The sequence below is a fragment of the Vibrio sp. 10N genome (assembly GCF_036245475.1).
Classification (GTDB): Bacteria; Pseudomonadota; Gammaproteobacteria; order Enterobacterales; family Vibrionaceae; genus Vibrio.
Genome location: NZ_BTPM01000001.1, coordinates 2,361,849 through 2,387,918 on the forward strand (window position 1 = coordinate 2,361,849; position 26,070 = coordinate 2,387,918).

Sequence of the window (26,070 nt, forward strand, 5' to 3'; positions counted from 1 at the left end):
CTTTTACTATCGAAATCTAAATTATGCTGATTTCACTTGCTCACGCTTTACCGCTGCATTGTGCTTCATGCCAACGATGACCACACAAACATAAGCCGCAATTGTTAGACCAAGGATAGCAAATGGTAGCGCTGCCCAGCCGTAGCCATCAACAGCAATACCACTGATCACACTGCCAAGACCAAAGCCAAGAGAGATGAAGAACATCATCAGACCTTGAGTCAAACCACCACCAACAAACGTTAGACGCGCCGCAATTGCTGGGGAAATCATGTCCGTTACTGTGATGCCTTGAAGATAAACAAGGAAAAGCGCCAGTGGGATGATGTAGTGTAGAGACATACCCGCTTCTGCAATCACATACGCAATACCAATCACCACGATCGACGCGACTGCAGACAGTTTAAATAGGCTTAGGTTACCAAAACGAGCAACAAATTTTTCTGCCGCAACAAGAATCACTAGGCCAAGAATTGACGCCACTGAAAGATTCGCTGCAGATAGTGACTGAGCCACACCGTAGCCGTTCTCTAGTAGGTTTGGATATTGTGCTTGGAATGCGCCTTGACCCGCACACAGTAGACCAACCGCGAGTAGGAATAGACCAAAGTTAGAGAAGATAACCTTAACAAAGCCAACCTTTGGTGCGTCGTCTTCTGCCGCTGCAGCCGCCATCGCTTCCGCATTGTCAAGAATGCGCTGCGCTGGCTTCTTATTGGTTAGCATAGTGATAACAGCAAGTACAGCAACAATCGCCATCATTGCCATAAAGCGCATTTCGTAAGACCAACCCAGTTCGGTTACGTAAGCAAGCGCGATACCAGACAGCAACGAACCAATGATAAGAACCTGAGCCATGCGACCTAGCTTAGACGCTTCTGTCTTTGCATCGTAACCCGCGAAAGTAATAAACACTGGGTTAAGCATTAGAAGAATGGCAGAACCCGTACCAAAGAACACTGAGCCTACCGCCATCATTGCAAAGTTGCTGCCTGCTGCCAGGAAGCATGCGCCGGCCAATAGGTAAGAGACCATGCCAAAAAGCTGAGCTAAACGGTGCGCTTTATATTTGTCTGCAAGCATGCCGATAATTGGAGCGAAAAGGCCAGCTAGACCAAATAGACCCATCGCCAAACCAGCGTCGGTTGCACTGCCCGTACGAGCAAGAATAAATGATGGTACCATCATAGGAATAAATACGATTTGTACGATGCCGTAAGCAAAGTGCGCTGAGAACCAGCCTTCTAAGCCGAGTTTTTTCAACATGTTGCAGACCTCATTAGGAGTCATCCATAGGGTTGTTGGAATTAAGGAGTAATACAGCAAAAAGAGTCCTTTTTTCAGCCATACTCATCATAGCCTTCACAATCAGCATTAATAAGTAACATACTAGTACACGTTTCTAGCACGAATCTGTTACTCTTGCGTCCTCTAATTGCGGCGGGCGTTTAAGGGCCGCAATCATATCAAGCTCTCAAATTAGCTGTAATAGTGTTGACTCCCCACTGTCAACATAACGCTTCACTGGGCGTCAGAAATGCTATACTCTACGCATCATAACAATAAACTCATTAGCGACTGATAAACACGCTAATCCTTTTGGTGGGAGTTTCCCCTATGAACCTTACAAAACTGCGAGTGTTTGCTCTGACTGCCGAACATGGCTCGCTCACTAAAGTTGCCAACATCATGGGTAAAACCCGCACATCTTTGAGTATGGCGCTCTCTAGCCTAGAAGATGAACTCGGTGTTGAATTGTTTGAGCGCACTCGTAACCGATTAGTATTGAATGATGCCGGTGCCGCTTTACTGCCCGACTGTCGCAACATTCTCAATATGGCCGAAAGCTTATACTCAAAAGCAGAACAGTTCCGCCAAGGTGACAGCGACAAAATCCGTATTGCTTATGACGATACGCTGCCATCGACATTTTGGCGACGTCAGTTAGTCGCACTCTCCGACGAGTTTCCCCATATTTCACTAACGGCTATCAAAGCATCCAGTGCCGACATCCCGACGCTAGTAAAGGAAAATCACGTCGATCTCGGTTACGGACTCGTGTTTAGCTCGGGCGACGATCCAATGATCAAAGTTCGTGCTCTGCATCGTATCCGCATGATGGCTGTGTGCTCCCCACAACATGATCTCGCTAAACTCGCTAACGTGACCAGTACCGACATCACCGCCTATCGTCAGATCGTTTTGTCGCACCTTTTCGATGAGATTCACCAAGATTTCCGCCCAATTTCCAGCAGCACTATGAGCTTTTCTAACTACCAAGAAGTGTTAGAGGCCGTCGTGGATAATTTAGGCTGGGGCATTATTCCAGAAACGTTGGTAAAACAAGAATTGCGTAAAGAGCACCTTGTGGTGCTAAAGCATCCAAATGGTATGTATTACGAGAGCTTTGGTGAAATGTCGAGACCGAATGATCATACCGTCGAAACTCGTCAGGCGTTGATAGATGGAATTGAAGAAGGGATTTACGACTTGTTTTAAGAGTAAACGAGTAGGTTCTGAGAACTTATTCGTTTCGTTCTCTGAATGCAAAAAGCCGAAGCAAATGCTTCGGCTTTTTCGTTTTATCGATTGGGGTAAATCGATTAAACGATGCGCAGACCGCCTTGAGCGATTGCGAAACGACGTGCACGAGTGAACGAGTACGCGTTTGTGATACCTTCACCAGTTGGGCCAGCGATAGTGAACGTTGAAGTACCTTCAGCGTTGTAACCTACACCAGATAGTGTTGGACCGTTGTGAGCGAAGATAGTTGTGTTGATAGCACGACCGAACTTAGTTACGTTCTCGATGTTACCAGAGTAGATACATGCAGAGTGCTTGTTACCACGCTCAGCAGCAACTGCGCGCTCGATAGCTTCGTCGATGTTCGCACAACGAACAACTGGAAGTACTGGCATCATTTGCTCTACGTGTACTAGTGGGTGATCGTTCTCAACAACCATAACCGCTAGACGAGTCTCAGACTCAACACCGATAGACTTAAGGATCTCACCTGCGTCTTGACCAACGTGTTGCTTAACTGGGTGCCATACGCGAGCAATTTCTTGCGCAGTACATGGCTTAGCACCGTCGATTTCGTCCATAGTTAGGATTTGTGCAGTTAGCTTCTCAGCTTCTTCTGCAGAAAGAACGTAAGCGCCCGTTGCTTCTAGCTTAGCTAGGAACTCGTCCGCTACTGAATCTTCAACAAATACTTCTTTCTCACCGATACATAGTAGGTTGTTATCGAAAGATGCACCGCCGTAAACGCCAGCCGCAGCTAGGTCTAGGTTAGCAGAAGCGTCAACGATGACAGGTGGGTTACCAGCGCCAGCGCCTACACCTTTCTTACCAGATTGTAGGATTGCTTTAACTAGACCAGGACCACCAGTACCCACTAGCATGTTTACTAGTGGAGATTTAGCGATTTCGTTTAGAGTTTCTAGAGTTGGCTCTTTAACCATAGTAACTAGGTTAGCTGGGCCGCCTGCTTCAACGATAGTTTTGTTGATCATGTCGATCATCATCGCAGAAACAACTTTAGAAGATGGGTGAACGTTGAACGTTACCGCGTTACCAGACGCTAGCATAGAGATAGCGTTGTTAACGATAGTTTCAGTTGGGTTAGTTACAGGAGTAACAGCACCGATAACACCGTAAGGTGCACGCTCTTCTAGAGAGATACCGTTGTCACCAGACCATACTTTAGTTTCTAGAACTTCAGTACCTGGAGTCTTAGCAGCAGTTAGCTGGTGCTTAGCGATCTTGTCTTCAACACGACCTAGTTTAGTTTCTTCACGAACCATCTTCGCGAAGTCTTCAGCTTTAGCTAGAACTGCACCACGGATAGCAGTAAGGATAGCTTCACGGCCTTCTTTAGTTGAGTTAGCGTAGAACTCAACTTGAGCTTTATGAGTTGCTTCGATTGCAGCTTCTACAGTTTCGAAAACGCCTTGTGCGTTGTTGATATCGAATGACATTATTATTACCTTCTTAAAGTATTCGGTGGCAAGCCACTTAAAAAGAGCAGGCTCTTGGCCTGCTCCTAATCTTTATTCAATTAAGCGTATACTTGAGCAGCTTCTTCGCCGTTCACTACACGTAGCGTACCTAGTACTAGTGCTTCTAGCTCAACTTCACCTGGGAACTTAGTTACAGGAGCGATGAACTCAACGCGCTTAGTGATTTCAGCTGTGATGTACTTGCTGTATGCGATACCACCAGTTAGCAGGATGCCGTCAACTTTTTCACCGCCGAATACCGCGCCCATAGCAGCGATCTGCTTAGAAACTTGGTAAGCCATCGCGTCTGTTACTAGTTTGAACTCAGCGTCGCCAGCTTCCGCTTTCTCTTCGATTTCACGCATGTCGATGCTACCTGTGTAGCTGAATGCGCCGCCTTTACCTTGGATGAATGCTTTCATCTCAGCGTGCGTGTACTCGCCGCTGAAGCAGATGTCGATTAGCTCGCGAGTTGGTAGGTCACCAGAACGCTCTGGAGTGAATGGACCTTCAGAAACTGCGTCGTTTACGTCAACAGTTTGGCCGCCCATGTGAGCACCTACAGTGATACCGCCACCCATGTGACAAACGATAACGTTAACGTCTTCGTACTTCTTACCTTGCTCTTCAGCGAATTTACGCGCGATAGCTTTTTGGTTAAGAGCGTGGAAACGACCTTTACGCTTGATAGCTTTGTGGCCAGAGAAAGACGCTAGCTCAGATAGCTCGTAAGTTACCGGTGCATCTGTGAAGAATGCTTCAATGCCGTTCTCATCAGCGATTTCTTTACCGATGATGCCTGCAAGGCTTGCTGGGTGCTGGATTTGCGCTTCTAGAAGGTCTGCGATTACTGCATCGTCAACCTTGTAAGTACCGCCAGCGATTGGCTTAAGAACACCACCACGACAAGCAATAGCGTTTAGCTCAGAAGCTTTAACACCAGCTTCTTCTAGAGCCGCAAGAATTGCTTCTTTACGGAATTCTTTTTGGTTTGCAACAACTGCACCGAATGGCGCTAGCTCTTCAGCGCTGTGACGTAGAGTTTTCTCGAACAGTTCAGTTGTACCTTCGAAAAGACCGATTTTTGTAGACGTAGAGCCTGGGTTGATAGCTAGAATTTTCATCACTTATAAACCTAAATTAAGTTATTGCTAGTTATAATTAAGCAGACGCGTCTGCTGCTTCTTTCTGTTGGCTCATAGCCGCTACAGAACATGCAAGCGCGATAGATACTGTCTTCTCAGCTTCGCCGTCAGCGCGAGAAACTAGAACAACAGGAATACGTGCACCAAGTAGAACACCCGCCATGCTGAAGCCAGCCATGTACTGAAGTGCTTTAGCAAATACGTTGCCTACTTCGATGTTTGGAACCATTAGGATATCTGCGTTGCCCGCTACTGGAGACTCGTAACCTTTAAGGTTTGCAGCGTACTGAGATACCGCGATATCTAGAGAGATAGGACCTGAAACGATACAACCTTCAATTTCACCGTTTTGGTTCATCTTTTGAAGCTCTGCCGCGTCCATCGTCGCTGGCATCTTGTCGTATGGCTTCTCTTTCGCACATAGGTTAGCTACTTTAGGCTCTTCGATGCCTACAGAGTGTGCTAGGCTCACTGCGTTCTTGATGATGCCTGCTTTTTGCTCAAGCGTTGGCATGATGTTCATCGCTGCGTCAGTGAACACGTGGAAGCTGTCGCCGCCTTCTTTAAATAGAACGCCTGCGTGGCTAAGAACGTTACCAGTACGAAGACCGTGCTCTTTCTTAAGCACTTCTTTTAGTAGAACTGAAGTGTCGATTAGACCCTTCATTAGTAGGTCGCCTTTACCTTCAGCAATTGCAGAGACTGCTGCAGTTGCGATTGCTTCTAGACCATCAGCTTCGATAATGTCGAAGTTTGCTAGATCAACGTTTGCTTTTGCTGCTGCTTCGTTGATTAGCGCACGCTCACCAACAAGAATCACATCTGCCATGCCTTCTTGGAATGCGTTGTTTGCTGCGTCTAGCGTTGCATCATCGTGCGCTGCTGCAACAACCATGCGTTGCTTCTTACCGAACTTTTTAGCTTGCTGAATAAAGAAGTCTTTATTGTACATAGGGGCGATACCTTATATTTAAGAAGAGAGCCACTCGCCCTCTTTCTATTATCGATAAACACTTATCTCTAAAAACAATTCGTTATTGTGGAGCAATTGAAGCGAATTATTTTTTAGACCCTCGTGAAAGGATGGATTGAATTTATCGTAGGTATTGTCGAAATTAACGTCACTCAGTGTCAGTTTTTTTGACCGATTTACGGTAACATTTATTTGACCGTGAATAGATCGGCAGCATTCATATCACCAGCAACTATAGAAGCAGGTTGCTATCACAGATTTCACTGAATTAGAGAAATAAATTGAAATATTGAAGAGCGAACGTAACAAGCGAGAATTAAGGTAACACACCCGTTTCACTAGGTAATTTACCTATGGAGATTTGAGTAACACAGCGTAAGTTGGCAATAAATTCACAGCAGCTATCAATCTGATAGCTTACGATTCGGTGTTTAATAATCGCTAGAACATCAAGAGTGGTATTCATGGTGTGAATGTCAAATTGTCAGTTGCAAAGTGTAGTGCGGACACTAGAGTAAGTTTTTTTGACGCTGAGTGAAGTGCCCTGTTTCATGACCATACCCTATACTGGCTTCAGCTAATCACAGTGATTGAGAAGCTTAAGTTTCTGAATCACAAAGTAGATACAACATTGACTACTATTAAGTAAGGGTCGACGATGACAATCCAAAATCGCCTAGAAGAAAGTGTAAAAAACCTAAACACTGTACTTGAAGAGCAAAAGCAACTTCTTGCTGAGCACAAAGCGAACCAAAACTACGCTGAGCGCCTACAAAACCTGCTTACTCCAACAGATGAACTAAGCACTAAAGGTGATGACCTATACATCGGTGGCTGTAAAGCAACTGATCTAATCGAACAATACGGCAGCCCGCTATTCGTACTAAGCGAAGACACTCTACGTGGCAACCTACGTCGCGTTAAAGCAGCATTCGGTTCAAACTGGCCAAAGCCTGTGAACGTAATGTTCGCTATCAAATCAAACACTAACTACGCTGTTCGTGCTATCTGTAACGAAGAAGGCGTTGGTGGTGACTGTTTCGGTCCTGGTGAAGTTGAAGCAACTCACATCGCAGGTGCGGATCCAAAAACTATCGCACTTAACGGTACAGTTAAGCCTGAACTAGCTATCCGCAAAGCGATTGAGTACGGCTACGCAATCCACCTAGACTCTTACGAAGAAATTGAAATCGTAGAGCGCATTGCTGCAGAAGTTAAGCCAAAAGAAAAAGTACGTATCGCGGTACGTCTAAAAGTTATCCCTGAAGATTTCTTCAACGACTTCGAACCAGATGCATACCCGTTCCCTAACTTCATCGGCGCGATGAAGTGGATCAAGTTCGGTCTACTAAAAGAAGAAGCGAAGAAAATCGTTAACCGCGTTAAAGAAATCGATGCATTCGAATTCTACGGTTTCCACACTCACCTAGGTCGTTTCTCTAAGCAACCTGAAGGTTGGGATGCACTATACCGTGAGTACGCACGCAATGTTATCGAGATCTCTCGTGAATGTGGCGTTCAACCATTCCAAATCGACCTTGGCGGCGGTTGGCCACGCGAGCGTGAGCCAGAGTGTCGTAGCGTTGAGCACATGATGAACCCGAACACAATCGAAGACTACGCGTCTATCGTATGTAAGGGCATGCTAGAAGAGTTCAACAAAGAAGGCTTCGAGATCCCACAACTATGGCTAGAGCCTGGTCGTTACATCGCAGGTAACATCGGTACACTACTAACGTCTGTATACGTAGTAAAAGATGACCAAGAGATGGACTACACCTACACAATGGTTGACGCGTCTACTTACCTAGCAACGCTAGTTGAGTCTCAAGAGTCTAAGAACCCTGTTCTACCAGCGAACAAGATGACTCAGCCTCTTCAAGAGAAGACGACTGAAGTAGCGGGTCCAATCTGTATCCCATCTATCTGGGAAAGCGGTGCACGCATGCCAGCTCTAGAGCCAAAAGACGTTCTAGCTATCATGGATGTAGGTCACTACGCAGAATCTCAGGCGAGCCAGTTCAACTCTCTTCCTCGTCCTGCAACTGTACTAGTTAAAGACGGCGAAGCTGAGCTAATCAAGCGCGCTGAAACTGTGGAAGACGTATTTGCTACGCAAATCCTTCCAGAGCGTTTCAAAAAAGCAAAAGCAGAACTTGAGAAGCAGCGTAAAGCCTAATTCTTAAGGCTTCTGGACGGACAAAAGCCTCTCAATTGAGAGGCTTTTTCGTATCTGCCACCTAGATAATCACACCGATAGATAAGTAACAAAAAAGCGAAACAGTTTCCTGCTCCGCTTTTCTATAATCTCTCTCTAACAGCGACGACTGTTAATCAAGTAGCTTGCGCGCCGCTTCCACAACAACGCGAATAGAACGCGTCTCTGCTTGTTTCAACGTATCGTGATCCGGTGTCTCTTTTTGCGTACGGTTGATGATTACGCCCGCTACACAGCCAGCTCGTAGACCTGAACTTGCACACATTGTTAGTAGTGTGGCGGATTCCATTTCAAAGTTAAGCACACCCATTTGTTGCCACTCTTCCATAGAACCTTGGAAACGACGTACCACACGACCCGAGAACGTATCGTAACGCTCTTGGCCTGGGTAGAACGTATCGCTTGATGCTGTCACGCCAGTGTGCACTGTTGAACCTGCTTCAATCGCCGCTTCTTTCATTGCCGTTGCTACATCAAAGTCCGCAACCGCTGGGAATTCCATTGGCGCAAAATGTAGGCTTGCACCATCAAGGCGAACAGAGCCTGTGGTCACAATCATATCGCCCACATTCACATGTGATTGAATCGCACCTGTGGTACCAACACGCAAGAAGGTACGCACGCCAAGTTGCGCTAGCTCTTCCACGGCGATTGATGTTGATGGACCACCGATACCAGTCGAACAAACCACCACTGGCTTACCGTCTAGTTTTGCACGGTACACAGTGTACTCACGTTGGCTTGCCAAAAACTCTGGCTCATCCATCAACTCAGCGATCTTCTGAACTCGAGCTGGGTCACCTGGAATAATGGCAATTGTCGCGCCTTGTAGATCTTCTTTATTTACTCCGAGATGGAAAACAGCTTGGGACATGGGGGACTCCTTTTGTCTCTTGGGTATGGGTTTAAGCTTATAAGATAGCGCCCTCAATAAACGTACGCAGATCACAATTATCCAATGCAAAAACTTTGGAATTTCAAATTAAATCGGTTTGCATCACACTTTCATGTCGAATTAGCGTCGATTTTGCACAACTTAAGTTTCTTCGCTCACAAAAAAGCCGCTGTCTGAAATCAATTCAAACAGCGGCCGTAATAAGCAAATGCCAATTATTCCAGCGAAGATTTATGACGGAGCAACCTTAATGCGTTCAAGGTAACGATCGCCGTTGCACCACTGTCAGCTAACACAGCCACCCAAAGCCCTGTAATACCCAGTAAACTTGTCACAAGGAATACGCCTTTCAGACCAAGGGCAAGAGCAACATTTTGCTTGATGTTGTTTAACGTCGCGCGCGATAGCTCAATCATCGCCGGTAACTCAGTCAAGCGATTGTGAGTCAGAGCTGCATCCGCCGTTTCCAGCGCTACATCCGTGCCTCCCCCCATCGCAACACCAATGTTCGCCGCTTTCATCGCGGGCGCATCATTGATGCCATCCCCTACCATAGCGACTCGGTGCTGGCTGGCTAGTTCATTTATAAAGCCCACTTTATCGCCCGGAAGTAGACGTGCTTTATAGTCCATACCTAACGGGGCAGCAATAGACGCCGCACTACGCTCGTTATCACCGGTTAACATAATGGTGCGGATACCAAGCTTAGTGAGTTTAGCGACGGCATCGGCGGTATCTGGTCGCATTTCATCTCGCCATGCAATCAAACCCTGCACTGCGAATGCTTGGTTCCACTCGCGCAATGCGACAACCACCGTTTTCCCTTGGCTCTCAAGCTCGGCTATTTTTTGATTAACATCAGAATCAATCGACACATCCAGTTTTGAAGGTGCCGACAACACCCATTTCACATCATCAATCCACCCTTCTACGCCAACCCCGACAAGCGCCTTTTGCTCTGTTGCTGCTGGAATGATCAGTGCTTTGCTCTCAACATAGCGAACCAATGAGGTCGCGAGGGGGTGATTCGAACCTTGCTCGATTGACGCACTCGCCGTCAAAAGTTCATCTTCTGTTATCGAGCCAGTCACAATGACATCGGTGACCTGAGGCTTACCTAAGGTCAATGTTCCGGTCTTATCGAAGGCAACAGACTCGATGTTACCCAATTGCTCAAGCGCGGCCCCACCTTTAATCAGGGCACCACGTCTGGTAGCCGCGGCCAAGCCAGAGGTAATGGCGGCTGGCGTAGAGATCACCAAAGCACATGGGCAAGCAATCAATAACAGCGCAAGTCCTCGGTAGGTCCAAGTTTCCCAAGGCTGAGCGAACAGTAGCGGTGGAGTCACAATAACCAACAGAGACACCAGCATCATAAGCGGCGTATACCAGCGGCTAAACTTGTCTAGAAAACGTTCTATCGGTGCTCGGCGAGATTCCGCCTCTTCAATTAGATGCAAAATACGATCGATCGCATTTTCACCCTGCTTCGATGTCACTTTGAGACGCACAACTTTATCTGCAAGTACTGCACCTGCCATGACAGTGTCGCCAACCACACGCTCAACAGGCAGCGACTCACCAGTTAACGCGCTTTCATCAAAACTCGCATTGGAACTGATAAGCTCACCATCCGCAGGCATTCGATCACCTGGTGCAACTTCAATGATATCGCCAGGTTCCAAAGCTGCGGCACTTTTGGTCTGGCGGTTATTATCAACAATAACGGTAGCTTGTTCTGGCACCAATGACATGAGTGCCTGAACACCGCTTCTGGCTCTGGAAGCAGCAAACGCTTCAAGTCGCTCACCAATCAAAAACAGCAGCAGTACCATAGCCGCTTCAACGGTCTCACCAAGGTAAAGAGCACCTATCGCGGCTACGCTCATGAGTGTTTCTATGGCAAAAGGAGTGCCTGACTTGGCAAGTTTAATCGCCTTAGCGCCGATCGGCATTAAGCCAATAAGACAGGTCAGTGTAAACAACCATTCACTTATCTGAGGATAACTACCTTTAAATGCGGCAGCGATAGCCATACCAGTGGATATCGCAAGGATATGAACATTGTCTTTAAGGGTTTTATTCCAGCCTTTAGGCTTAGATTGGGTTTGACTAGGCGAGCTGCCATCTAATGCATTGAGGGTAAAACCGGCATCCATTACTGCCGCTTCAACTTGCGAAAACAATGCAGGCTCATCGACTCGCACGACCAATTTTTCGGTAGCGAACATCACTTTTGAGCTCACAACGCCTTGGATTCTGTTGGTCGCGGTCTCCACTTTTCGAGCACAGGCTGGGCAGTCCATACCGGCAACCCTCCAAGATTTTAGTAAACCTGATTCTTGTTTTGATGCTTGAGAATGGCCACTGGAGGCCGCGGGCTCTTCTGGGTCAGCCGCGCAGCAACCATCACCTGATTGGCACTCTTCCGACTCGACGCTTGCGATGGTGGTGACTTGAGCGATCTTTGGCGCATCACATGCATCGCTCGCCGGACGAATAGCGCTAATATTTTGCGAACTGCATGCTTTATGTTTATTACACATGGGACTCTCCTTTTCATATCCTTAACCCCAAGTGTAAACCTTGGAGCTAGCTCCAAGGTCAAGAAAAAAGTTAGCCCGACAGCGTGGGAGACTCAAGTTGCTTGTCGACTTTTGACACCTCTTCAATCATCACAGGATCGTGGGTGCAGAACGGCTGAGAGTTAACGCTAACAATACTGGGGTCTTTGGCTTGTGAACATTCCCCTGTTTTTCGAAGATCAGCAATATGAAAACGCAGCACAATGTAACCAAGAATACCAAAAACAACGTTACCGACGGCCTGCCCATAGAGCACACCTAGAGCACCAAACCATAGCGACCCGAGATAAACGAATGGCAGAGTTCCGGCCGTCGCCTTTCCTAAGTTGAGCGCGGTTGAATACAAAGGTTTTCCCAAGTTATTGAAAGAGGTATTAGCGACAAACAATATTCCGTTGAATACAAAGGTAATGGCGACAAATGTTGCAAATGCGCTGACCGTTAATGCCGCGTCGCCCGTTAATGAAAACAGAGCAATTAATGGCTCTTGCACTAAATAAAGCAACATGCATACGATGAGCGTGTAGATAGTGGTGACAATTAACGAGTTCTTAAGGGTCTCTTCAACCCTATCGATTCTGACGGCACCAAAGTTTTGCCCAACAATAGGACCAACCGCACCGGATAACGCAAAGATAAACGCAAAGCACACCGGAATGATGCGCCCGATGACAGCAAAGCCAGCAACGTAATCTTCACCATATTGCGCAATGGCGGTCGTCACAATGGCATTACCAATCGGAGTCGCGGTATTGGTGACAATCGCTGGCAAGGCAATCGCCAACATCACTTTAGTATCGCGTCGAACAGAGGCGAAACTGGGTCTATCGAGCAGTTGATGGACCTTAAGTAGAGGCATAAATGAGAAATAAAACACCGCAAATCTCGCCACTACTGATGCCGCCGCCGCACCTTCCACATTCCAGTTAAAACCAAAAATGAATATAGGATCGAGCACCGCGTTGACTAGCCCCCCCGCTAACGTTGCCCACATTGAGCGTTTTGCATCGCCTGCGGCGCGAAGGCCTGCACCACTCGCCATTCCTAACGCAATCAACGGGGTACTCGGCAGCAAGATCCATAAATAAGCTTCGGCACGTTCATGAGCTCTTCCTTCTGCTCCAATAGCCGTAAGTAGCTCAGGAATATAAGCGCACATCAATGCTGTCACTACCGCACTAATCAGAAAGGAGATCACTAATACACTACTGCCAATCTCCCGAGCATAAGCCATGTTCTTCGCGCCAATGGCCTTTGACATCAGTGCGCCCATTGCGATAGACGTGCCGATACTGACGGACGTTGCAAAAAACGTCAGCGTACCAGCAAAACCAACTGCAGCCGCGAGCTCGGCTTGTCCCAACATACTGATGAACAGCATGTCGAGCAAATCAACCACAAAAATCGCCATGATGCCCACGGTGGATGTTCCGGACATCACTAAAATGTGGCGCATTGTCGAACCTTCAACAAACTTGGCAGACTGTTCAGCCATTGAATTCCCTTTCTGCTTACAAACGCTCTACAAACAACAAAGGGCGCCGCAGCGCCCGTTTCGAATAATATCTAGTTTATACTGGGTGTTTGAAGCATGCTTCAATAGTTTTACCAATAGCACGCAGCACATCACGACGGGTAATCACACCGACCAAACGACCATTGTCGATTACAGGGTACATTTTTGGCTTACCCACTTTCATCATATCAGCCAGTTCGATAATGGAAGTATCCGGTGCGACAGACAGTACCTCACGGTACATACAATCCCCTACCGTATGCGTATCCTGACAGTGATAACTCACTTTTACTAACTTCTCAAGCAAGTCTTGTTCAGAGATAAACCCAATCACCTGCTCTTTATCATCAATAACAGGCCCGCCTAAGTGGGTCGATTGCATCACTTTGTCGAGTGCTGCACTGAGCGACATGTCTTCCGTGAACGTGACCGTTCTTTGCGTCATATAATCTTTTACTTTTAGCGACTCCATAGCACTCTCCTTACTTCCCGATATCTAAAACTTGTACGTTCATTTTGGTGCAATCCATCACAAGGTAGAAATGGGACTTATCGATACTATCGATAGTGAATTCCTATCACAGCGGAAACTCCTTGATTCCACTGCATTGATATTTCTAAGCGTAAGACGGTTTTTTCGATTTTGCCTATCTTATCGATAAGAATTTTGTAACAATCCCGTGAATTAGATTTTCCGTTACCGGCGCCATCATGTTTAAAAAGCTGCTTCAATCCTTATCCGATGCTGTTGAATTTCGCTCGCGCATCTGGGTGGTTCACATCTCAGAATCGTTTCTTAAAGACCAATCCTTTGTGGTCAATGAAGATCAGTTTTCAAGCCCGTTATCTTGGATGAAAAGCCGTGGCTACTCTCAAAACATGCTCGACAAAGTCGAGACAATGAGGCGCTCTCAAGTGCTCGTTGTTGAGTTAGGTGAAACCACTCACCAGCTTATGAGGGTGAAATAGTCTCACCCTCATCGTTACTGGGTCATCGCTTACGCTGACATCACCCACACTTCCTCACCACGCACTTCCACTTGCCAAGTTTTCACGCTGATTTTTGGCTCCTCAATACATACACCAGAGCTGAGTTCGAAGTGCTGCTTGTACAGGGGCGACGCCACGCAATCGCGTCCGCCGATATCACCGACAATCCCGCGACTCAACACAAAGGCTTCACCAATCGGATCCCAGTTATCAATCGCAAACACACCTTGCTCTGTCTCTGGCAAGTAAAACAGCGCAAGTTGCGCATCGCCAACCAATGCACCTCGGCCTTGATAAGGGGTCAAGTCAGCCACGTCACAAATCTTATTCCACATGATTAATCCTCCAGTTGCGGGTCAACGATAGTCACAGGGATCCTTTGACCTCGAACGCGCTGGTAGCCAAGATCTTTACTTTGCTGGTCACTGTTAATAAAAGGCATAAACGTCGCGCGTTTTTCTTCTGACTCGACGGCGGTTTTCCATTCACATTGGTAGGTATCAACAATGTGCTGCATTTGAGTTTCAAGCTGCGTGTTAATGCCTAAAGAGTCGTCAATCACCACTTGTTTCAGGTAATCTAGCCCGCCCTCTAAGCTTTCCATCCAAACCGACGTACGCTGCAGACGTTCGCCCGTCTTAACGTAGAACATCAACACTCTGTCGATCAAAGTGACCAACTCTTCTGTGGTTAGATCAGATGCGAGTAAATCCGCATGGCGTGGGCGCATCCCGCCATTGCCACATACGTATAAGTTCCAACCATTTTCGGTGGCAATCACACCAATATCTTTACTTTGCGCCTCAGCACATTCACGGGTACAACCTGACACCGCAAACTTAATCTTATGGGGAGCTCGAAGGCCCTTGTAGCGATTTTCAAGGTCGATAGCGAGACCCACTGAATCGTCGACGCCATAACGACACCACGTCGAACCCACACACGATTTCACTGTGCGCAGCGACTTACCGTAAGCGTGGCCAGTTTCAAAGCCTGCGGAGATCAACGTGTCCCAAATTTCTGGAAGTTGCTCCACCTGAGCACCAAACAAGTCCACTCGCTGACCACCGGTAATCTTGGTGTAGAGATCGAACTTCTTCGCCACCTCACCCAGTACAATCAGTTTTTCAGGAGTAATTTCACCACCGGGGACACGTGGCACGACGGAATAAGAGCCATCTTTTTGTAAGTTCGCAAGAAACAGATCGTTCGAGTCTTGCAATCCACGATGTGAGCCTTCCAACACATGCTCATTCCACAGAGAGGCAAACACAGAAGCCGCTGTAGGCTTACAAATGTCACAGCCTTTACCCTTACCGTGCTTTTCAATCAGTTCATCGAAGCTCTTAATGGAATCCACTTGGCAGATGTGGAACAGCTCCTGTCTTGAAAATTCGAAGTGTTCGCAAAGATGGTTATTAACCTCTTGCCCCATCGCCACCAGCTCTTCATCAAGAACGCTTTTCACCATGTTGGCGCAGCCACCACAGCCGGTTCCAGCCTTGGTTTCGTCTTTTAACGTCGCAAGATCATGAGCGCCAGCATGAATGGCTTCGACCAAATCCCCGCGGGTTACATTGTGACAAGAACAGATCATGGTTGAGGCGCTTGCACCACCAGACAATGAACTGGTATCAAACAGCAGCTCTGCTGGATGCTCGGGTAGAGTTTTCTCATTGAGATACGCTTGCAAGAGCAAATCGTAATCGGTGGTGTCTCCAACCAGGATCGCGCCGAGCAAACGGCTACTGCTCTCATCGACGATAAGCTTTTTATAAGTGCCTTGCGCGGTATCTTGCAACACCATCTCTTTTGCCCCAGGCGTTTGCATTTGCGCATCACCGATGGAAGCGACATCGACCCCTAGTAGCTTGAGTTTGGTGCTCATGTCGGCACCTTCAAACGTCGCCGCTTTACCCATAAGCTGGTCTGCGACTGCGCGCGCCATGGCATAACCGGGTGCCACCAAGCCAAAGATACGATTTTGCCAAAGCGCACATTCACCGATAGCGTAAATAGCTTCATCACTGGTTTGGCAATGATCGTTAATCACGATGCCGCCACGCTCACCAATATCTAAACCCGCCTCTCTTGCGAGTGCGTCTTGGGGACGAATACCGGCGGAAAATACCACTACGTCTACATCCAATGGTTCAACATCTTTAAACACCATACGGTGATACGCGGTTTCACCATCACAGATCTTATCGGTACCGGTTGAGGTGTGAACCGTTAGCCCGAGATCTTCAATTTTGTTCTTCAAAAGTCCACCAGCACCATCATCAAGCTGTACTGGCATTAATCTTGGTGCAAACTCCACAACGTGAGTTTCAAGCCCGAGGAGCTTTAAGGCATTAGCCGCTTCAAGTCCCAACAAACCGCCGCCGATGACCGCGCCCGTTTTTGCCCCCTCACACGCTTTACGAATCGCAGAAAGATCGTCCAACGTTCGGTATACAAACACGTTATCGCGATCTTTTCCTTCAATCGGTGGTACGAACGGATAAGAGCCCGTCGCCAAAACCAAGTGGTCATAGCCTAGAATATCCTCATCATCGAGAGTGATGCGCTTGCTCTGTTTATCAATGCTGGTGACTCGACTTCCTAATACCAACTCAACGCCGTATTTTTTGTACCACTCTTCATCCCCAAGCATCAGAGAATCATGCGAGTTACCCGAAAATAACGATGAGAGCTGAACACGGTCATAGGCCGCATAACGCTCCTCACCAATCACCGTAATTTGATAATTTAAATGTCCCTGAAGGCTAATGAGATGAGCGATGAAATGGTGCCCAACCATGCCGTTACCGACTACAACGATATGTTCCATATCTCGTCTCCCTATGCGCTTTTCTTCGCGTCTTGCTGCTTGCTGATTTCTGCCGTTGCTGACAACTCGTTTTTGGCTTGCTTCTCATACAGGAAGGTCAATACGGCTTGACGGTATTTCTGATATTGCGGATTGTCGGCCATCGCGACGCGATTTCTAGGTCGTTCCAGATCGATATCTAACACTTCACCAATCGTCGCTGCCGGTCCATTCGTCATCATCACTATCTTGTCGGAGAGAAGCACGGCTTCATCCACATCGTGAGTGATCATAATGACGGTATTGTTGAGCTCCGCTTGAATCGCCATTAGCGCATCTTGCAGCTTGGCGCGCGTCAGTGCATCGAGTGCGCCAAACGGTTCATCCATCAACAGAACTTTTGGTTTTAACGCTAGGGCGCGGGCAATACCAACGCGTTGCTTCATACCGCCAGAAATTTCATCTGGCCTCTTGTCGGCCGCATGAGCCATTTCAACCAGGTCGAGATAATGGTGAACCTGCTCTTTCACCCAGGCTTTATCTTTGCCCTTCGCGACCTGCTTTACTGCAAGCTCGATGTTTTCATACACCGAAAGCCAAGGCAGTAATGAGTGATTTTGGAACACAACCGCTCGCTCAGGACCAGGACCATCGACTTCACGGCCATCGACAATCACACCTCCGTCGGTGGGGAAATGCAGACCCGCGACCAAGTTCAGTACCGTGGACTTACCGCAGCCTGAGTGACCAATTAGCGAGATAAATTCCCCTTTTTGGATCTGTAAATCGACATTCTTGAGTGCCACAAACTCCCCTTGTGGCGTGGGGAACCGCATTCCTAGCTGGGTCAGGTCAAGTAAAGGTTTCGACATCATTAACTTCCTTATTCGATAATCAAGGCGTCATTTCTTCTCAATGAGAGCAGAGTGACAACAGGGCCTAGTTAGCGGAGCGATTGCTGTTTGTTCCAAGAAAAATGCTTTTGCAGCAGCAACATGCCGCGATCAAGCAATAGACCGATAAAGCCGATGGTGATCACCGCGACCATGATGCGACCGAGTGACGCTGAGCTACCATTTTGGAACTCATCCCAGACGAATTTGCCAAGCCCTGGGTTTTGAGCCAGCATTTCTGCGGCAATCAACACCATCCAAGCAATACCTAGAGAAAGTCGAAGACCTGTGAAAATCATAGGAATCGCAGAAGGCAATACAATGGTGCGAATATGCTGCCACCAAGAGAGCTTCAACACCTTACTCACGTTAAGAAGATCTTTATCCACGCTAGTGACACCAACAGCGGTATTGATGAGTGTTGGCCATAGGCTACACAGGGCAACGGTAATCAATGAGTTGACAAAAGATTTCGCAAACAAAGGGTCGTCGCTCACATATGTCGCACTCACCACCATGGTCACGATAGGCAGCCAAGCCAAAGGTGACACCGGTTTTAGTAGTTGAATGATTGGGTTAAATGCCTGATACACGCCTTGATTAAGACCGAGCACAATCCCAAGTGGAATGGCGATCACTGAGGCCAAGATAAATCCGCCCGCCACAGTAATAAGTGAAGTACCAATCTGGTCAAAGAAAGTTGGTTTCCCTGTGTAAGGGCGGATCTTCACTTTCGCGTCCGGATTTTTCGCCAGTTTGGCTGCATTGCGCTTTTCTTGACGCTCGATAAAGGCTACCGCCTTATCACGCTCCTCAACATGTTCTGCAGCTAGGTTTTTGAATTGTGCAAACGTCTGAACTGGACCTGGTAAGGTACCTAAAGACGTCTCTACCTGTTTTGCTGCCAAATGCCACATCATTAGGAAACACAAAATCCCAATGAGGGGGAACAGCAGCACTCGGCTGCGGTTCACCACCATGTCGCGGCTTGGCTTAAGTGAAATTACGTTCGTTGCCATCACCTATACTCCTTAGCTTTTCTTGGCTTACTCGCTTTAACGTTCGTGATATGACGCTTACGTCTACACTTTGTCGTTACCTTTCAGACCGATAGAGAATTTTTTCAGGTACTCGTTCGGCTTAGTACCGTCATAAACGATGTTGTCGATAAAGTGAGTTTGTGGGGCGCGGAAACCATCTTCATTGTTGAAATCAGGGAAGTCTTTCGACGTTAGCACGCCATCTTCTACCAAGGCCTCAGCCGCTTGTTGATAGATATCTGGGCGGTACACTTCTTTCGCGATATCCATGTACCATTGGTCATCTTGCGAGTCTGCAATCTGTCCCCAACGACGCATCTGAGTTAGGTACCAAATCGCATCACTGTAATATGGGTAAGTGGCGTTATGACGGAAGAACACGTTAAAGTCAGGCACATCACGCTTATCACCTTTCTCATACTCAAACGTACCCGTCATGCTGTTGGCAATAACCTCTGCATCTGCGCCAACGTAGGCACTTTTCGAGAGCATCTTCACCGCTTCTTGACGGTTGGCATTGTTGTTTTCATCCAACCAATGGGCGGCGCGGATAAGCGCTTTCACCACGCGGATATGGGTATTTGGGTTTTCTTCAGCCCAAGACTTCGACACACCAAATACTTTCTCAGGATTGTTTTTCCAAATCTCGTAGTCTGTAACCACAGGAACACCAATACCCTTAAACACCGCTTGCTGGTTCCACGGTTCGCCTACGCAATAACCTTCAATCGTGCCCGCTTCCATCGTCGCTGGCATTTGAGGAGGAGGTGTCACGCTGAGCAGAACATCGGCATTAACTTGGCCGCTGTTATCACCTGATTTCGGTGCGTAGTAACCTGGATGAATTCCCCCGGCTGCCAACCAGTAGCGCAGCTCATAGTTGTGAGTTGAAACTGGGAACACCATACCCATGTTGAACGGCTTACCTTCATCAAGATATCCCTCAACCACTGGCTTTAACGCATCTGCCTTAATTGGATGAACGGGTTTGCCATCGGCCTGCTTTGGAATGTGCTGCTTCATCGCATCCCACGTGTTATTGGAAACGGTGATGGCGTTACCATTTAAATCCATACTGAATGCGGTAATGACCTCCGCCTTGGTACCGATACCGATCGTCGCTCCCAGAGGCTGACCAGCCAGCATATGCGCACCGTCTAGCTCGCCGTCGATGACGCGATCTAGCAGTACTTTCCAGTTCGCTTGTGCTTCCAAGGTGACATAGAGACCTTCATCTTCGAAAAAGCCCTTTTCGTAAGCGACCGCCAGTGGTGCCATATCGGTCAGTTTGATAAAGCCAAACTTGAGCTCTTCAATTTCCGGCTCACCCAACTCAGCCCAAGCCGATGTGCCAACTAGTAGCGTTGCCGTTGCAATAGTCGCGGTGCTGACGCGGTGAAACGTCTTACCCACTTTGTTTGCTCGTTGCGTCCATTTTTTCATAACACTATCTCCGTGTGATGCTTAAAAATTTTTTCCAAAAAAAAAGGCGCTACTGCTAGATATAAGCAGTAACGCCGTCGCCAACCTTTCATTCACCGCCGTTGATGAGTTCAGGAGCTGCCCACTTAGGGGCGGGGGTATTGTAGTTAGTATTAATAATCCAATTTGCGTGCCAACTTTCATTTCCCCTTTAAAATTAGACACTTAATTAATTGAAACCTCTATCCTAACCGTTTTTTGCTTCTCCAGTGTGCACCCTGCACCAATTGAATGAATTATCATTAACCCTAAAGTGGTAATCAGAGATGGATGGATTCTAAGGTGTTGATCAGGTTCTTTGCCACTTGGGCAAGCGATAAACTCGACTGCATAGCTGATTTTCGAAGCGCAGAAAACGCCGTCTGTTCATCAAGTTGGTGGTGCTTCATCAACAAGCCTTTCGCTTTCTCTATCACTTTTCTCTCTTCGAGTTTAAGATTCAGCGCGGCGATTTTTTGGTCATCTTGAATGGATTTCTCGCGCACTTGTCTGGCGTGAACCACCCACGCACTCAGTTCGAATTGGGAGTCATGAGGTAGCAGAACATAATCATTACTCACCGGTAAGCGGTTGATATCACTATCATTAAGCTGCTTTAAGATGACTAAAAGGGGACGCTTCAGCTGCTTAGCAACGTCAATGATCAGCGACAATTCGGCACAAGGTTGCTGCCAAGAAATGACAAGAGTGGCTGTGGGTTCTTTTTCAAGCATGGACTCCAGCAGTGATAGCTGGCAGCCCATGATTTTATCGAAGTCTTTGGCGAGCCTAGCGCTTATATGCGCCTGTTCGGCGATTGAATCGCAACAAACTAAGACTGGTGTTTTTGGCATACGTTTTCCCTAACATAGTGTTCCTTCACTCGTTAGTCCATCGCAATATGTATGCCAAAGTTGCTGGGCTTTGGTTTGTGCCTTGTTCCAATCTGCTGACAAGGTAAACAGCGCCACCGTCATCGTACTAATCACGGTATTGGCCATCAGCTCTTGCTCATCCTCAGGCGTGCCCAGCGGACAAGAAATCTCACGTTGCTGGGTCATGCTCTCTTCAATGTAACTCGAGCTCACCTTACCGTTTTCTGCCCACCAGATGGTTTGACTTACTTTGGGGTTATATTCAGTCTCACCCGACTGACCTTTAAAAGAGACCGTTCGCTGAGTTTGTGCCGTGGGTAGGTGTACCAGAGATTCGACTTTCGCGTGTAACTCTTGGAAGCCTGGGTGGAAACTGCCGCGCAGTGCAAACGGCGCATTCGCTGGATTCAAAGCGCGAGCGACGGTATTCACGGGGGTTCTGAGTCCATAACGATGTTTCCAATCGAGCATGGTCTTAACTTGTGGCAGAAAACTCTCTAGGGGTAAATAAGCGATGTTGAACTGATCAAGTTGTTGCTGCGCATCCGCAAGACTGCTTGCGGTGTTGATATTGAGCTGATTTAAAAAGTCTCTCGCGTGCAAGCGGTTATGCATTTTATCCAAATCACCATGGAGCAAGATTTTCACGCCGCTGTCCGCCAATATCTTGGCCGCGATTAAGTGCCACGGTAAGCCTGACGTTTGGCCAGTGCGTTTTCCTGCATACAATGGCCAATCGAGATCAGCAAAACTCTCTGATGAAGATTTCAGCGCCTGCACAAAGCCTGCAATCTCCTCTGGCGTTTCATCTCTTACGCGAATGAGCATCATCAGCATAGCCATTTGGTCATCACCGACCTCACCATTCATAAACGCGGCCATAACTTCACGTGCCTGAGTTTGCGTCAGCGGACCTCGACCTCGTGAACCACGACCAACCGTGCGAATACATTCTTGAATTAACGACACATCTTCTCCTACTTAATGTGACTTTCCCGACCTCGACATCTAAAGGGGTGACATCAATGAGCCGGAACATCAAAGCGACGAAACTAATCGTTCGTCTGGGGTATATTCTTTTGCTATATCAACAAGCTGCTGGCGAATCGACACCACTTCACCGATGACCATCAAGGCCGGGCTCAAGCCGCGAAGCTGCTCAGCAATTTGATTCAGTTGCGATAGCTCGAAAGTATATACTTCTTCTTCTGCGCTACAACCTTTACCGATAATAGCAACAGGCGTAGAAGCACTCAGCCCAGCTTGCATTAGACCATTTTGAATATCGAGACTTTTTTCCAGCCCCATGTAACAGACTAATGTTTGCCCTTGAGCAATCAGCGATGACCATGCTGGCAAGGCTCCAGACACGACATTTCCGGTAACAAAGGTGACACTTCGAGCCACTTTGCGATGCGTGAGTGGGATAAGTGCACTCGAAGAGCAGCCAAGCGCAGCGGTAATACCGGGGATCACTTCAAACTCAATGCCCGCCGTTTTCAGTGCCAACGCTTCCTCTCCACCTCGACCAAACACAAATGGATCGCCACCTTTTAAACGTACTGCGCGATAACCTTTATGACCGCAGTCTTTTAGGATTGCATTAATAGATTCTTGGTTAAGGCTAGGCATACCGCAACGTTTTCCAACATAAAATTTTAATGTATCGCTGGGAATTAAATCCAAAATCTGTTGACTGACCAAACGGTCGTAAACCACGATGTCTGCCTCATTAATCCGTTTGTACGCCGCCATCGTCAACAAGTCTGGATCGCCCGGTCCTGCACCCACTATTGAAACAAAGCCTTGCGCTGATTTATGTGGCAACTCATCGATAAAACCGACATTTTGTTGCTGATGCGGACGGTATGCACGCTCATTCCTTTGAGTATTCATCCTACAACTCCTTTGTTAACTGATGCATTATTTCACTATCACGTCGATGTGCTGAGAGTGCTGAAAATGCTGATTGGCGAGCTTCTCTACCTCCGGCAGACAAGAGCCGCAATTGCTGCCACATTTCAACTGATTTTGAAGCTGAGCGACACTGGTGTGATGTTGGTTTTGGATAGCATCGATGATTTGCTTTTCCGTCACTCTAAAGCAGCTACACACCAATTGACTGCTCGTGCCGGTTTGAATGGCTTTGAGAGTTTTTGCCAACGAAAATGGCTGTCCCACCAGTTGCGATAACTGCTCAACATCCGCATCAAACGCTTTGCTCTCCACTTGAATAACGCTTTTTACCGTCAATCCAGCATCATCAGCGCAGCTCAGAGTTACCCAACCATGCTCGGTATCCATCATCAAAAGCTTGCCTTTTAGTGCCGTGATTGTGGCCTCATTCCAAGTTTGCTTGCTCAACACCGACTGACTGGCATAACGCCACAAACGATGTCCAGCTCCGCCAGTGTCCGTCACTTGCATCGATGCAAAATCAGCGATATCCGATAACTTATCGCTACCCTCGCCTATGGCAACCATATAACTGCCAATTCTGTACGGCGTGACACTAACTATGGCCGATTTGAACGCTGGCTGGCCGGATATAGGGTCAACAACAGATGGCGTTACTTGGTTAACGGCACTGCCAGCGCCAAATTCGCCTGCCCAGTGCATCGACAAATACACACTGTCCATACCTAAACCGTCGTCGGCTTTGATGCGGGCAACAATACTGTTGCTGCCATCAGCAAGTGCCACTTGGGCCAGTTGTTCGGTTTTGAGCTCCGCTCGCTCAATGGATAGTGGATTGAGGTAAAGCGTCGGTTCAACCTCTTTTTGTGTTAACGCAGGGACGTATCCAGTGCGCGTCATCGTATGCCACTGGTCGCGGTCTCGACCCGTATTAAGAATAAACTCCTGATGCCCACGTGGCAGCTCCTGCTGATTCGACTCTGGAACAATCAACTTCGCGCGTCCAGTTGACGTTGCAAAACAGCCATCCGAGAACGGCCTCTCACCACTGAGCGGCCACTGAGTGGGCTGCCAATTGTTGTACTCTTGTTCGCTTAGCGAACTGAGCGCACTCAGGTCAAAAACATAGGGAGCACTCTTATTAATCGCAGATAGCGCAATATGCTCTTTAAAAATGTCGTATTCACTGTGATAACTAAACCCATCTGTCACGCCCATTAAGCGGCACAACGCCTGGCCAACTTTGGAGACCGCCCACCAATCCGGTTTGCTTTCTCCTCGCAAGGGTAAAAACGCACGCTGCCGTGACATCATGCGCTCTGAGTTCGTAACCATGCCCTGCTTTTCTCCCCACCCTGCAGCGGGCAATAAAATGTCAGCGTACTGAGCGATGTCTGAATCGGCGCAGATATCCGATACAATGACGAGCTCACAACGCTTAAGCGCGCGCTTAATTCTCTGACTTTGAGGCAAAGAAATCACCGGGTTGGTCGCCATGATCCATACCGCCTTAACTTCACCGCGCTCGATGGCATCAAATAAATCTACCGCCTTTAATCCGGGCTTGGTGGCCATATTCGGCGCCTGCCATACCGCTTGAACTTGCTCGATTGATTGAGGATCAAACCCGCGATGCACAGCAAGTTGATTAGCAAGCCCTCCAACTTCACGTCCCCCCATCGCATTCGGCTGACCGGTGATTGAAAATGGCCCGCAGCCTTCACGACCAATCTTGCCCGTTAGCAAGTGTGCGTTGATAATCGCATTGCCTTTGTCAGTACCATTTGGTGCTTGATTCACCCCTTGACAATACAGCGTGATCACACGCTTTTTGGTCGCAAACCAATGATAAAACTGCTTGAGCCTTGTTCTGTCGACGTGAGTTTGCTCCACAACGGCATCGAGAGAACAAGACGTTTGCTTCAATGCTTTCATCAGTGCGTCAGCGCCCTGCGTGTGCTGGTCGATGTAGCGACTATCCAACTGGTTCGTGTCATCGCAATACCGCGCGAGCCCCATAAACAGCGCTACATCACTATCGCTAACAAGGGGGAGATGTAGGTCGGCCTGTTCCGCTGTCATCGTGTTACGAGGATCGATGACCACCAGTTTTAGATTCGGGTTTGACTCTCTTGCCTGTTGAATTCGACGAAACACGATTGGATGCGTCCATGCCGCATTCGAACCAACCAGCACAATCATTTCTGCCAGTTCAAGATCTTGGTAATTCACAGGCACCACATCTTCACCAAACGCGCGAACGTGAGAAGCAACAGCCGAAGACATACACAAGCGAGAGTTGGTATCAATATTAGCGCTGCCAATAAAGCCTTTCATAAGCTTATTAGCAACGTAGTAATCTTCGGTCAGTAGCTGTCCCGACACATACATGGATAGTGCATCACTGCCATGTTGCTGTTGAATGTCATAAAACCGGGTGGCGATAGTGTCGATCGCTTCCGTCCATGACGCTTGTTTGCCGTTAATTTGGGGATAGAGCAGCCTTGCAGGTCCTGTATGGCTTTGATCTAAAGAGGACCCTTTAATGCACAGTGCCCCCATATTTGCTGGGTGCGAATAGTCGCCGTTCGTGGAGGCTTGTTTCGGTTGGCTGACACATTTGGCCACTAGGCCGCAGCCCACACCACAATAAGGACAGGTTGTTTTGACACTTCTCGGCTTCATAGCTTCTCCTTAAGCCTGGCGACATCGATAAAAAAAGCGCCCCTTCTTATTTCAAGAAGAGGCG

20 protein-coding genes are annotated in these 26,070 nt (G+C 47.8%); 3 read left to right on the plus strand and 17 right to left on the minus strand.

The window, feature by feature from the left end; translation table 11 throughout:
• Nucleotides 1-21: 21 nt before the first annotated feature.
• Complete coding sequence (locus tag AAA946_RS10985) at nt 22-1,266, minus strand: MFS transporter (protein ID WP_338164894.1); 1,245 nt, start codon at nt 1,264-1,266, stop codon at nt 22-24.
• 351 nt (nt 1,267-1,617) lie between these two features.
• Here AAA946_RS10985 and AAA946_RS10990 point away from each other — a divergent pair, with 351 nt between their 5' ends.
• On the plus strand, nt 1,618-2,499 hold the full coding sequence (locus tag AAA946_RS10990) for a LysR family transcriptional regulator (RefSeq protein ID WP_338164895.1): 882 nt from the start codon (nt 1,618-1,620) through the stop codon (nt 2,497-2,499).
• A gap of 104 nt (nt 2,500-2,603) precedes the next feature.
• On the opposite strand, the gene AAA946_RS10995 is transcribed toward AAA946_RS10990, so the two are convergent.
• From AAA946_RS10995 to AAA946_RS11005, 3 genes are all read right to left on the minus strand, one after another.
• Nucleotides 2,604-3,980, minus strand: a complete 1,377-nt coding sequence (locus tag AAA946_RS10995; RefSeq protein WP_338164896.1) for an aldehyde dehydrogenase — start codon at nt 3,978-3,980, stop codon at nt 2,604-2,606.
• 80 nt (nt 3,981-4,060) lie between these two features.
• On the minus strand, nt 4,061-5,125 hold the full coding sequence (buk, locus tag AAA946_RS11000) for a butyrate kinase (RefSeq protein WP_338164897.1): 1,065 nt from the start codon (nt 5,123-5,125) through the stop codon (nt 4,061-4,063).
• Between the two features lie 37 nt (nt 5,126-5,162).
• Nucleotides 5,163-6,098, minus strand: a complete 936-nt coding sequence (locus AAA946_RS11005) for a bifunctional enoyl-CoA hydratase/phosphate acetyltransferase (RefSeq protein WP_042476694.1) — start codon at nt 6,096-6,098, stop codon at nt 5,163-5,165.
• A 679-nt stretch (nt 6,099-6,777) separates the two neighbouring features.
• On the opposite strand from AAA946_RS11005, the gene AAA946_RS11010 reads away from it, so the two are divergent.
• Complete coding sequence (locus AAA946_RS11010) at nt 6,778-8,298, plus strand: diaminopimelate decarboxylase family protein (protein WP_338164898.1); 1,521 nt, start codon at nt 6,778-6,780, stop codon at nt 8,296-8,298.
• Nucleotides 8,299-8,449: 151 nt separating this feature from the next.
• On the opposite strand, the gene udp is transcribed toward AAA946_RS11010, so the two are convergent.
• From udp to AAA946_RS11030, 4 genes are all read right to left on the minus strand, one after another.
• Nucleotides 8,450-9,211: a uridine phosphorylase gene (udp, locus tag AAA946_RS11015; RefSeq protein WP_252011635.1), complete on the minus strand. Its 762-nt coding sequence runs from the start codon at nt 9,209-9,211 to the stop codon at nt 8,450-8,452.
• 236 nt (nt 9,212-9,447) lie between these two features.
• Nucleotides 9,448-11,778 carry a zinc/cadmium/mercury/lead-transporting ATPase gene (locus AAA946_RS11020; protein WP_338164899.1) on the minus strand — a complete coding sequence of 777 codons (2,331 nt, stop codon included), beginning with the start codon at nt 11,776-11,778 and terminating at the stop codon, nt 9,448-9,450.
• A gap of 70 nt (nt 11,779-11,848) precedes the next feature.
• The gene (locus AAA946_RS11025) at nt 11,849-13,312 is read right to left on the minus strand and encodes an MATE family efflux transporter (RefSeq protein ID WP_338164900.1); all 1,464 of its coding nucleotides are present in this window, start codon (nt 13,310-13,312) and stop codon (nt 11,849-11,851) included.
• A 76-nt stretch (nt 13,313-13,388) separates the two neighbouring features.
• A complete protein-coding gene (locus AAA946_RS11030; RefSeq protein WP_112462425.1) occupies nt 13,389-13,805 on the minus strand; it encodes a CBS domain-containing protein in 417 nt (138 codons plus the stop codon).
• A gap of 239 nt (nt 13,806-14,044) precedes the next feature.
• Here AAA946_RS11030 and AAA946_RS11035 point away from each other — a divergent pair, with 239 nt between their 5' ends.
• Nucleotides 14,045-14,302 carry a hypothetical protein gene (locus AAA946_RS11035; protein WP_338164901.1) on the plus strand — a complete coding sequence of 86 codons (258 nt, stop codon included), beginning with the start codon at nt 14,045-14,047 and terminating at the stop codon, nt 14,300-14,302.
• A gap of 29 nt (nt 14,303-14,331) precedes the next feature.
• Here AAA946_RS11035 and nirD read toward each other — a convergent pair whose 3' ends face one another.
• From nirD to AAA946_RS11080, 9 genes are all read right to left on the minus strand, one after another.
• Complete coding sequence (nirD, locus tag AAA946_RS11040) at nt 14,332-14,658, minus strand: nitrite reductase small subunit NirD (protein ID WP_338164902.1); 327 nt, start codon at nt 14,656-14,658, stop codon at nt 14,332-14,334.
• Nucleotides 14,659-14,660: 2 nt separating this feature from the next.
• Entirely contained in the window at nt 14,661-17,156 is a 2,496-nt protein-coding gene (gene nirB / locus AAA946_RS11045; protein ID WP_338164903.1) for a nitrite reductase large subunit NirB, read from the minus strand.
• Nucleotides 17,157-17,167: 11 nt separating this feature from the next.
• Nucleotides 17,168-18,007, minus strand: coding sequence for an ABC transporter ATP-binding protein (locus tag AAA946_RS11050; protein WP_338165823.1), 840 nt, complete (start codon nt 18,005-18,007; stop codon nt 17,168-17,170).
• Between the two features lie 71 nt (nt 18,008-18,078).
• Nucleotides 18,079-19,047, minus strand: coding sequence for an ABC transporter permease (locus AAA946_RS11055; RefSeq protein WP_338164904.1), 969 nt, complete (start codon nt 19,045-19,047; stop codon nt 18,079-18,081).
• 63 nt (nt 19,048-19,110) lie between these two features.
• On the minus strand, nt 19,111-20,511 hold the full coding sequence (locus tag AAA946_RS11060) for a CmpA/NrtA family ABC transporter substrate-binding protein (RefSeq protein WP_338164905.1): 1,401 nt from the start codon (nt 20,509-20,511) through the stop codon (nt 19,111-19,113).
• A 299-nt stretch (nt 20,512-20,810) separates the two neighbouring features.
• Nucleotides 20,811-21,383 carry an ANTAR domain-containing response regulator gene (locus AAA946_RS11065; RefSeq protein WP_338164906.1) on the minus strand — a complete coding sequence of 191 codons (573 nt, stop codon included), beginning with the start codon at nt 21,381-21,383 and terminating at the stop codon, nt 20,811-20,813.
• 9 nt (nt 21,384-21,392) lie between these two features.
• Nucleotides 21,393-22,373 carry a glycosyl transferase family protein gene (locus AAA946_RS11070; protein ID WP_338164907.1) on the minus strand — a complete coding sequence of 327 codons (981 nt, stop codon included), beginning with the start codon at nt 22,371-22,373 and terminating at the stop codon, nt 21,393-21,395.
• Between the two features lie 69 nt (nt 22,374-22,442).
• A complete protein-coding gene (gene cobA, locus AAA946_RS11075; protein WP_338164908.1) occupies nt 22,443-23,300 on the minus strand; it encodes a uroporphyrinogen-III C-methyltransferase in 858 nt (285 codons plus the stop codon).
• 27 nt (nt 23,301-23,327) lie between these two features.
• Nucleotides 23,328-26,006 (minus strand): nitrate reductase, encoded by a 2,679-nt coding sequence (locus AAA946_RS11080; protein ID WP_338164909.1) that lies wholly within the window; start codon nt 26,004-26,006, stop codon nt 23,328-23,330.
• Between the last annotated feature and the right edge of the window lie 64 nt (nt 26,007-26,070).

What these genes read in the sequence shown, in the direction of transcription:
- udp (WP_252011635.1), bottom strand. Translation starts at nt 9,211, where the DNA reads ATGTCCCAAGCTGTTTTCCATCTCGGAGTAAATAAAGAAGATCTACAA.
- AAA946_RS10990 (WP_338164895.1), top strand. Translation starts at nt 1,618, where the DNA reads ATGAACCTTACAAAACTGCGAGTGTTTGCTCTGACTGCCGAACATGGC.
- AAA946_RS11010 (WP_338164898.1), top strand. Translation starts at nt 6,778, where the DNA reads ATGACAATCCAAAATCGCCTAGAAGAAAGTGTAAAAAACCTAAACACT.
- AAA946_RS11035 (WP_338164901.1), top strand. Translation starts at nt 14,045, where the DNA reads ATGTTTAAAAAGCTGCTTCAATCCTTATCCGATGCTGTTGAATTTCGC.
- AAA946_RS11065 (WP_338164906.1), bottom strand. Translation starts at nt 21,383, where the DNA reads ATGCCAAAAACACCAGTCTTAGTTTGTTGCGATTCAATCGCCGAACAG.
- AAA946_RS11050 (WP_338165823.1), bottom strand. Translation starts at nt 18,007, where the DNA reads ATGTCGAAACCTTTACTTGACCTGACCCAGCTAGGAATGCGGTTCCCC.
- cobA (WP_338164908.1), bottom strand. Translation starts at nt 23,300, where the DNA reads ATGAATACTCAAAGGAATGAGCGTGCATACCGTCCGCATCAGCAACAA.
- AAA946_RS11080 (WP_338164909.1), bottom strand. Translation starts at nt 26,006, where the DNA reads ATGAAGCCGAGAAGTGTCAAAACAACCTGTCCTTATTGTGGTGTGGGC.
- buk (WP_338164897.1), bottom strand. Translation starts at nt 5,125, where the DNA reads ATGAAAATTCTAGCTATCAACCCAGGCTCTACGTCTACAAAAATCGGT.
- AAA946_RS11060 (WP_338164905.1), bottom strand. Translation starts at nt 20,511, where the DNA reads ATGAAAAAATGGACGCAACGAGCAAACAAAGTGGGTAAGACGTTTCAC.
- AAA946_RS10995 (WP_338164896.1), bottom strand. Translation starts at nt 3,980, where the DNA reads ATGTCATTCGATATCAACAACGCACAAGGCGTTTTCGAAACTGTAGAA.
- AAA946_RS11020 (WP_338164899.1), bottom strand. Translation starts at nt 11,778, where the DNA reads ATGTGTAATAAACATAAAGCATGCAGTTCGCAAAATATTAGCGCTATT.
- AAA946_RS10985 (WP_338164894.1), bottom strand. Translation starts at nt 1,266, where the DNA reads ATGTTGAAAAAACTCGGCTTAGAAGGCTGGTTCTCAGCGCACTTTGCT.
- nirB (WP_338164903.1), bottom strand. Translation starts at nt 17,156, where the DNA reads ATGGAACATATCGTTGTAGTCGGTAACGGCATGGTTGGGCACCATTTC.
- AAA946_RS11055 (WP_338164904.1), bottom strand. Translation starts at nt 19,047, where the DNA reads ATGGCAACGAACGTAATTTCACTTAAGCCAAGCCGCGACATGGTGGTG.
- AAA946_RS11025 (WP_338164900.1), bottom strand. Translation starts at nt 13,312, where the DNA reads ATGGCTGAACAGTCTGCCAAGTTTGTTGAAGGTTCGACAATGCGCCAC.
- nirD (WP_338164902.1), bottom strand. Translation starts at nt 14,658, where the DNA reads ATGTGGAATAAGATTTGTGACGTGGCTGACTTGACCCCTTATCAAGGC.
- AAA946_RS11030 (WP_112462425.1), bottom strand. Translation starts at nt 13,805, where the DNA reads ATGGAGTCGCTAAAAGTAAAAGATTATATGACGCAAAGAACGGTCACG.
- AAA946_RS11005 (WP_042476694.1), bottom strand. Translation starts at nt 6,098, where the DNA reads ATGTACAATAAAGACTTCTTTATTCAGCAAGCTAAAAAGTTCGGTAAG.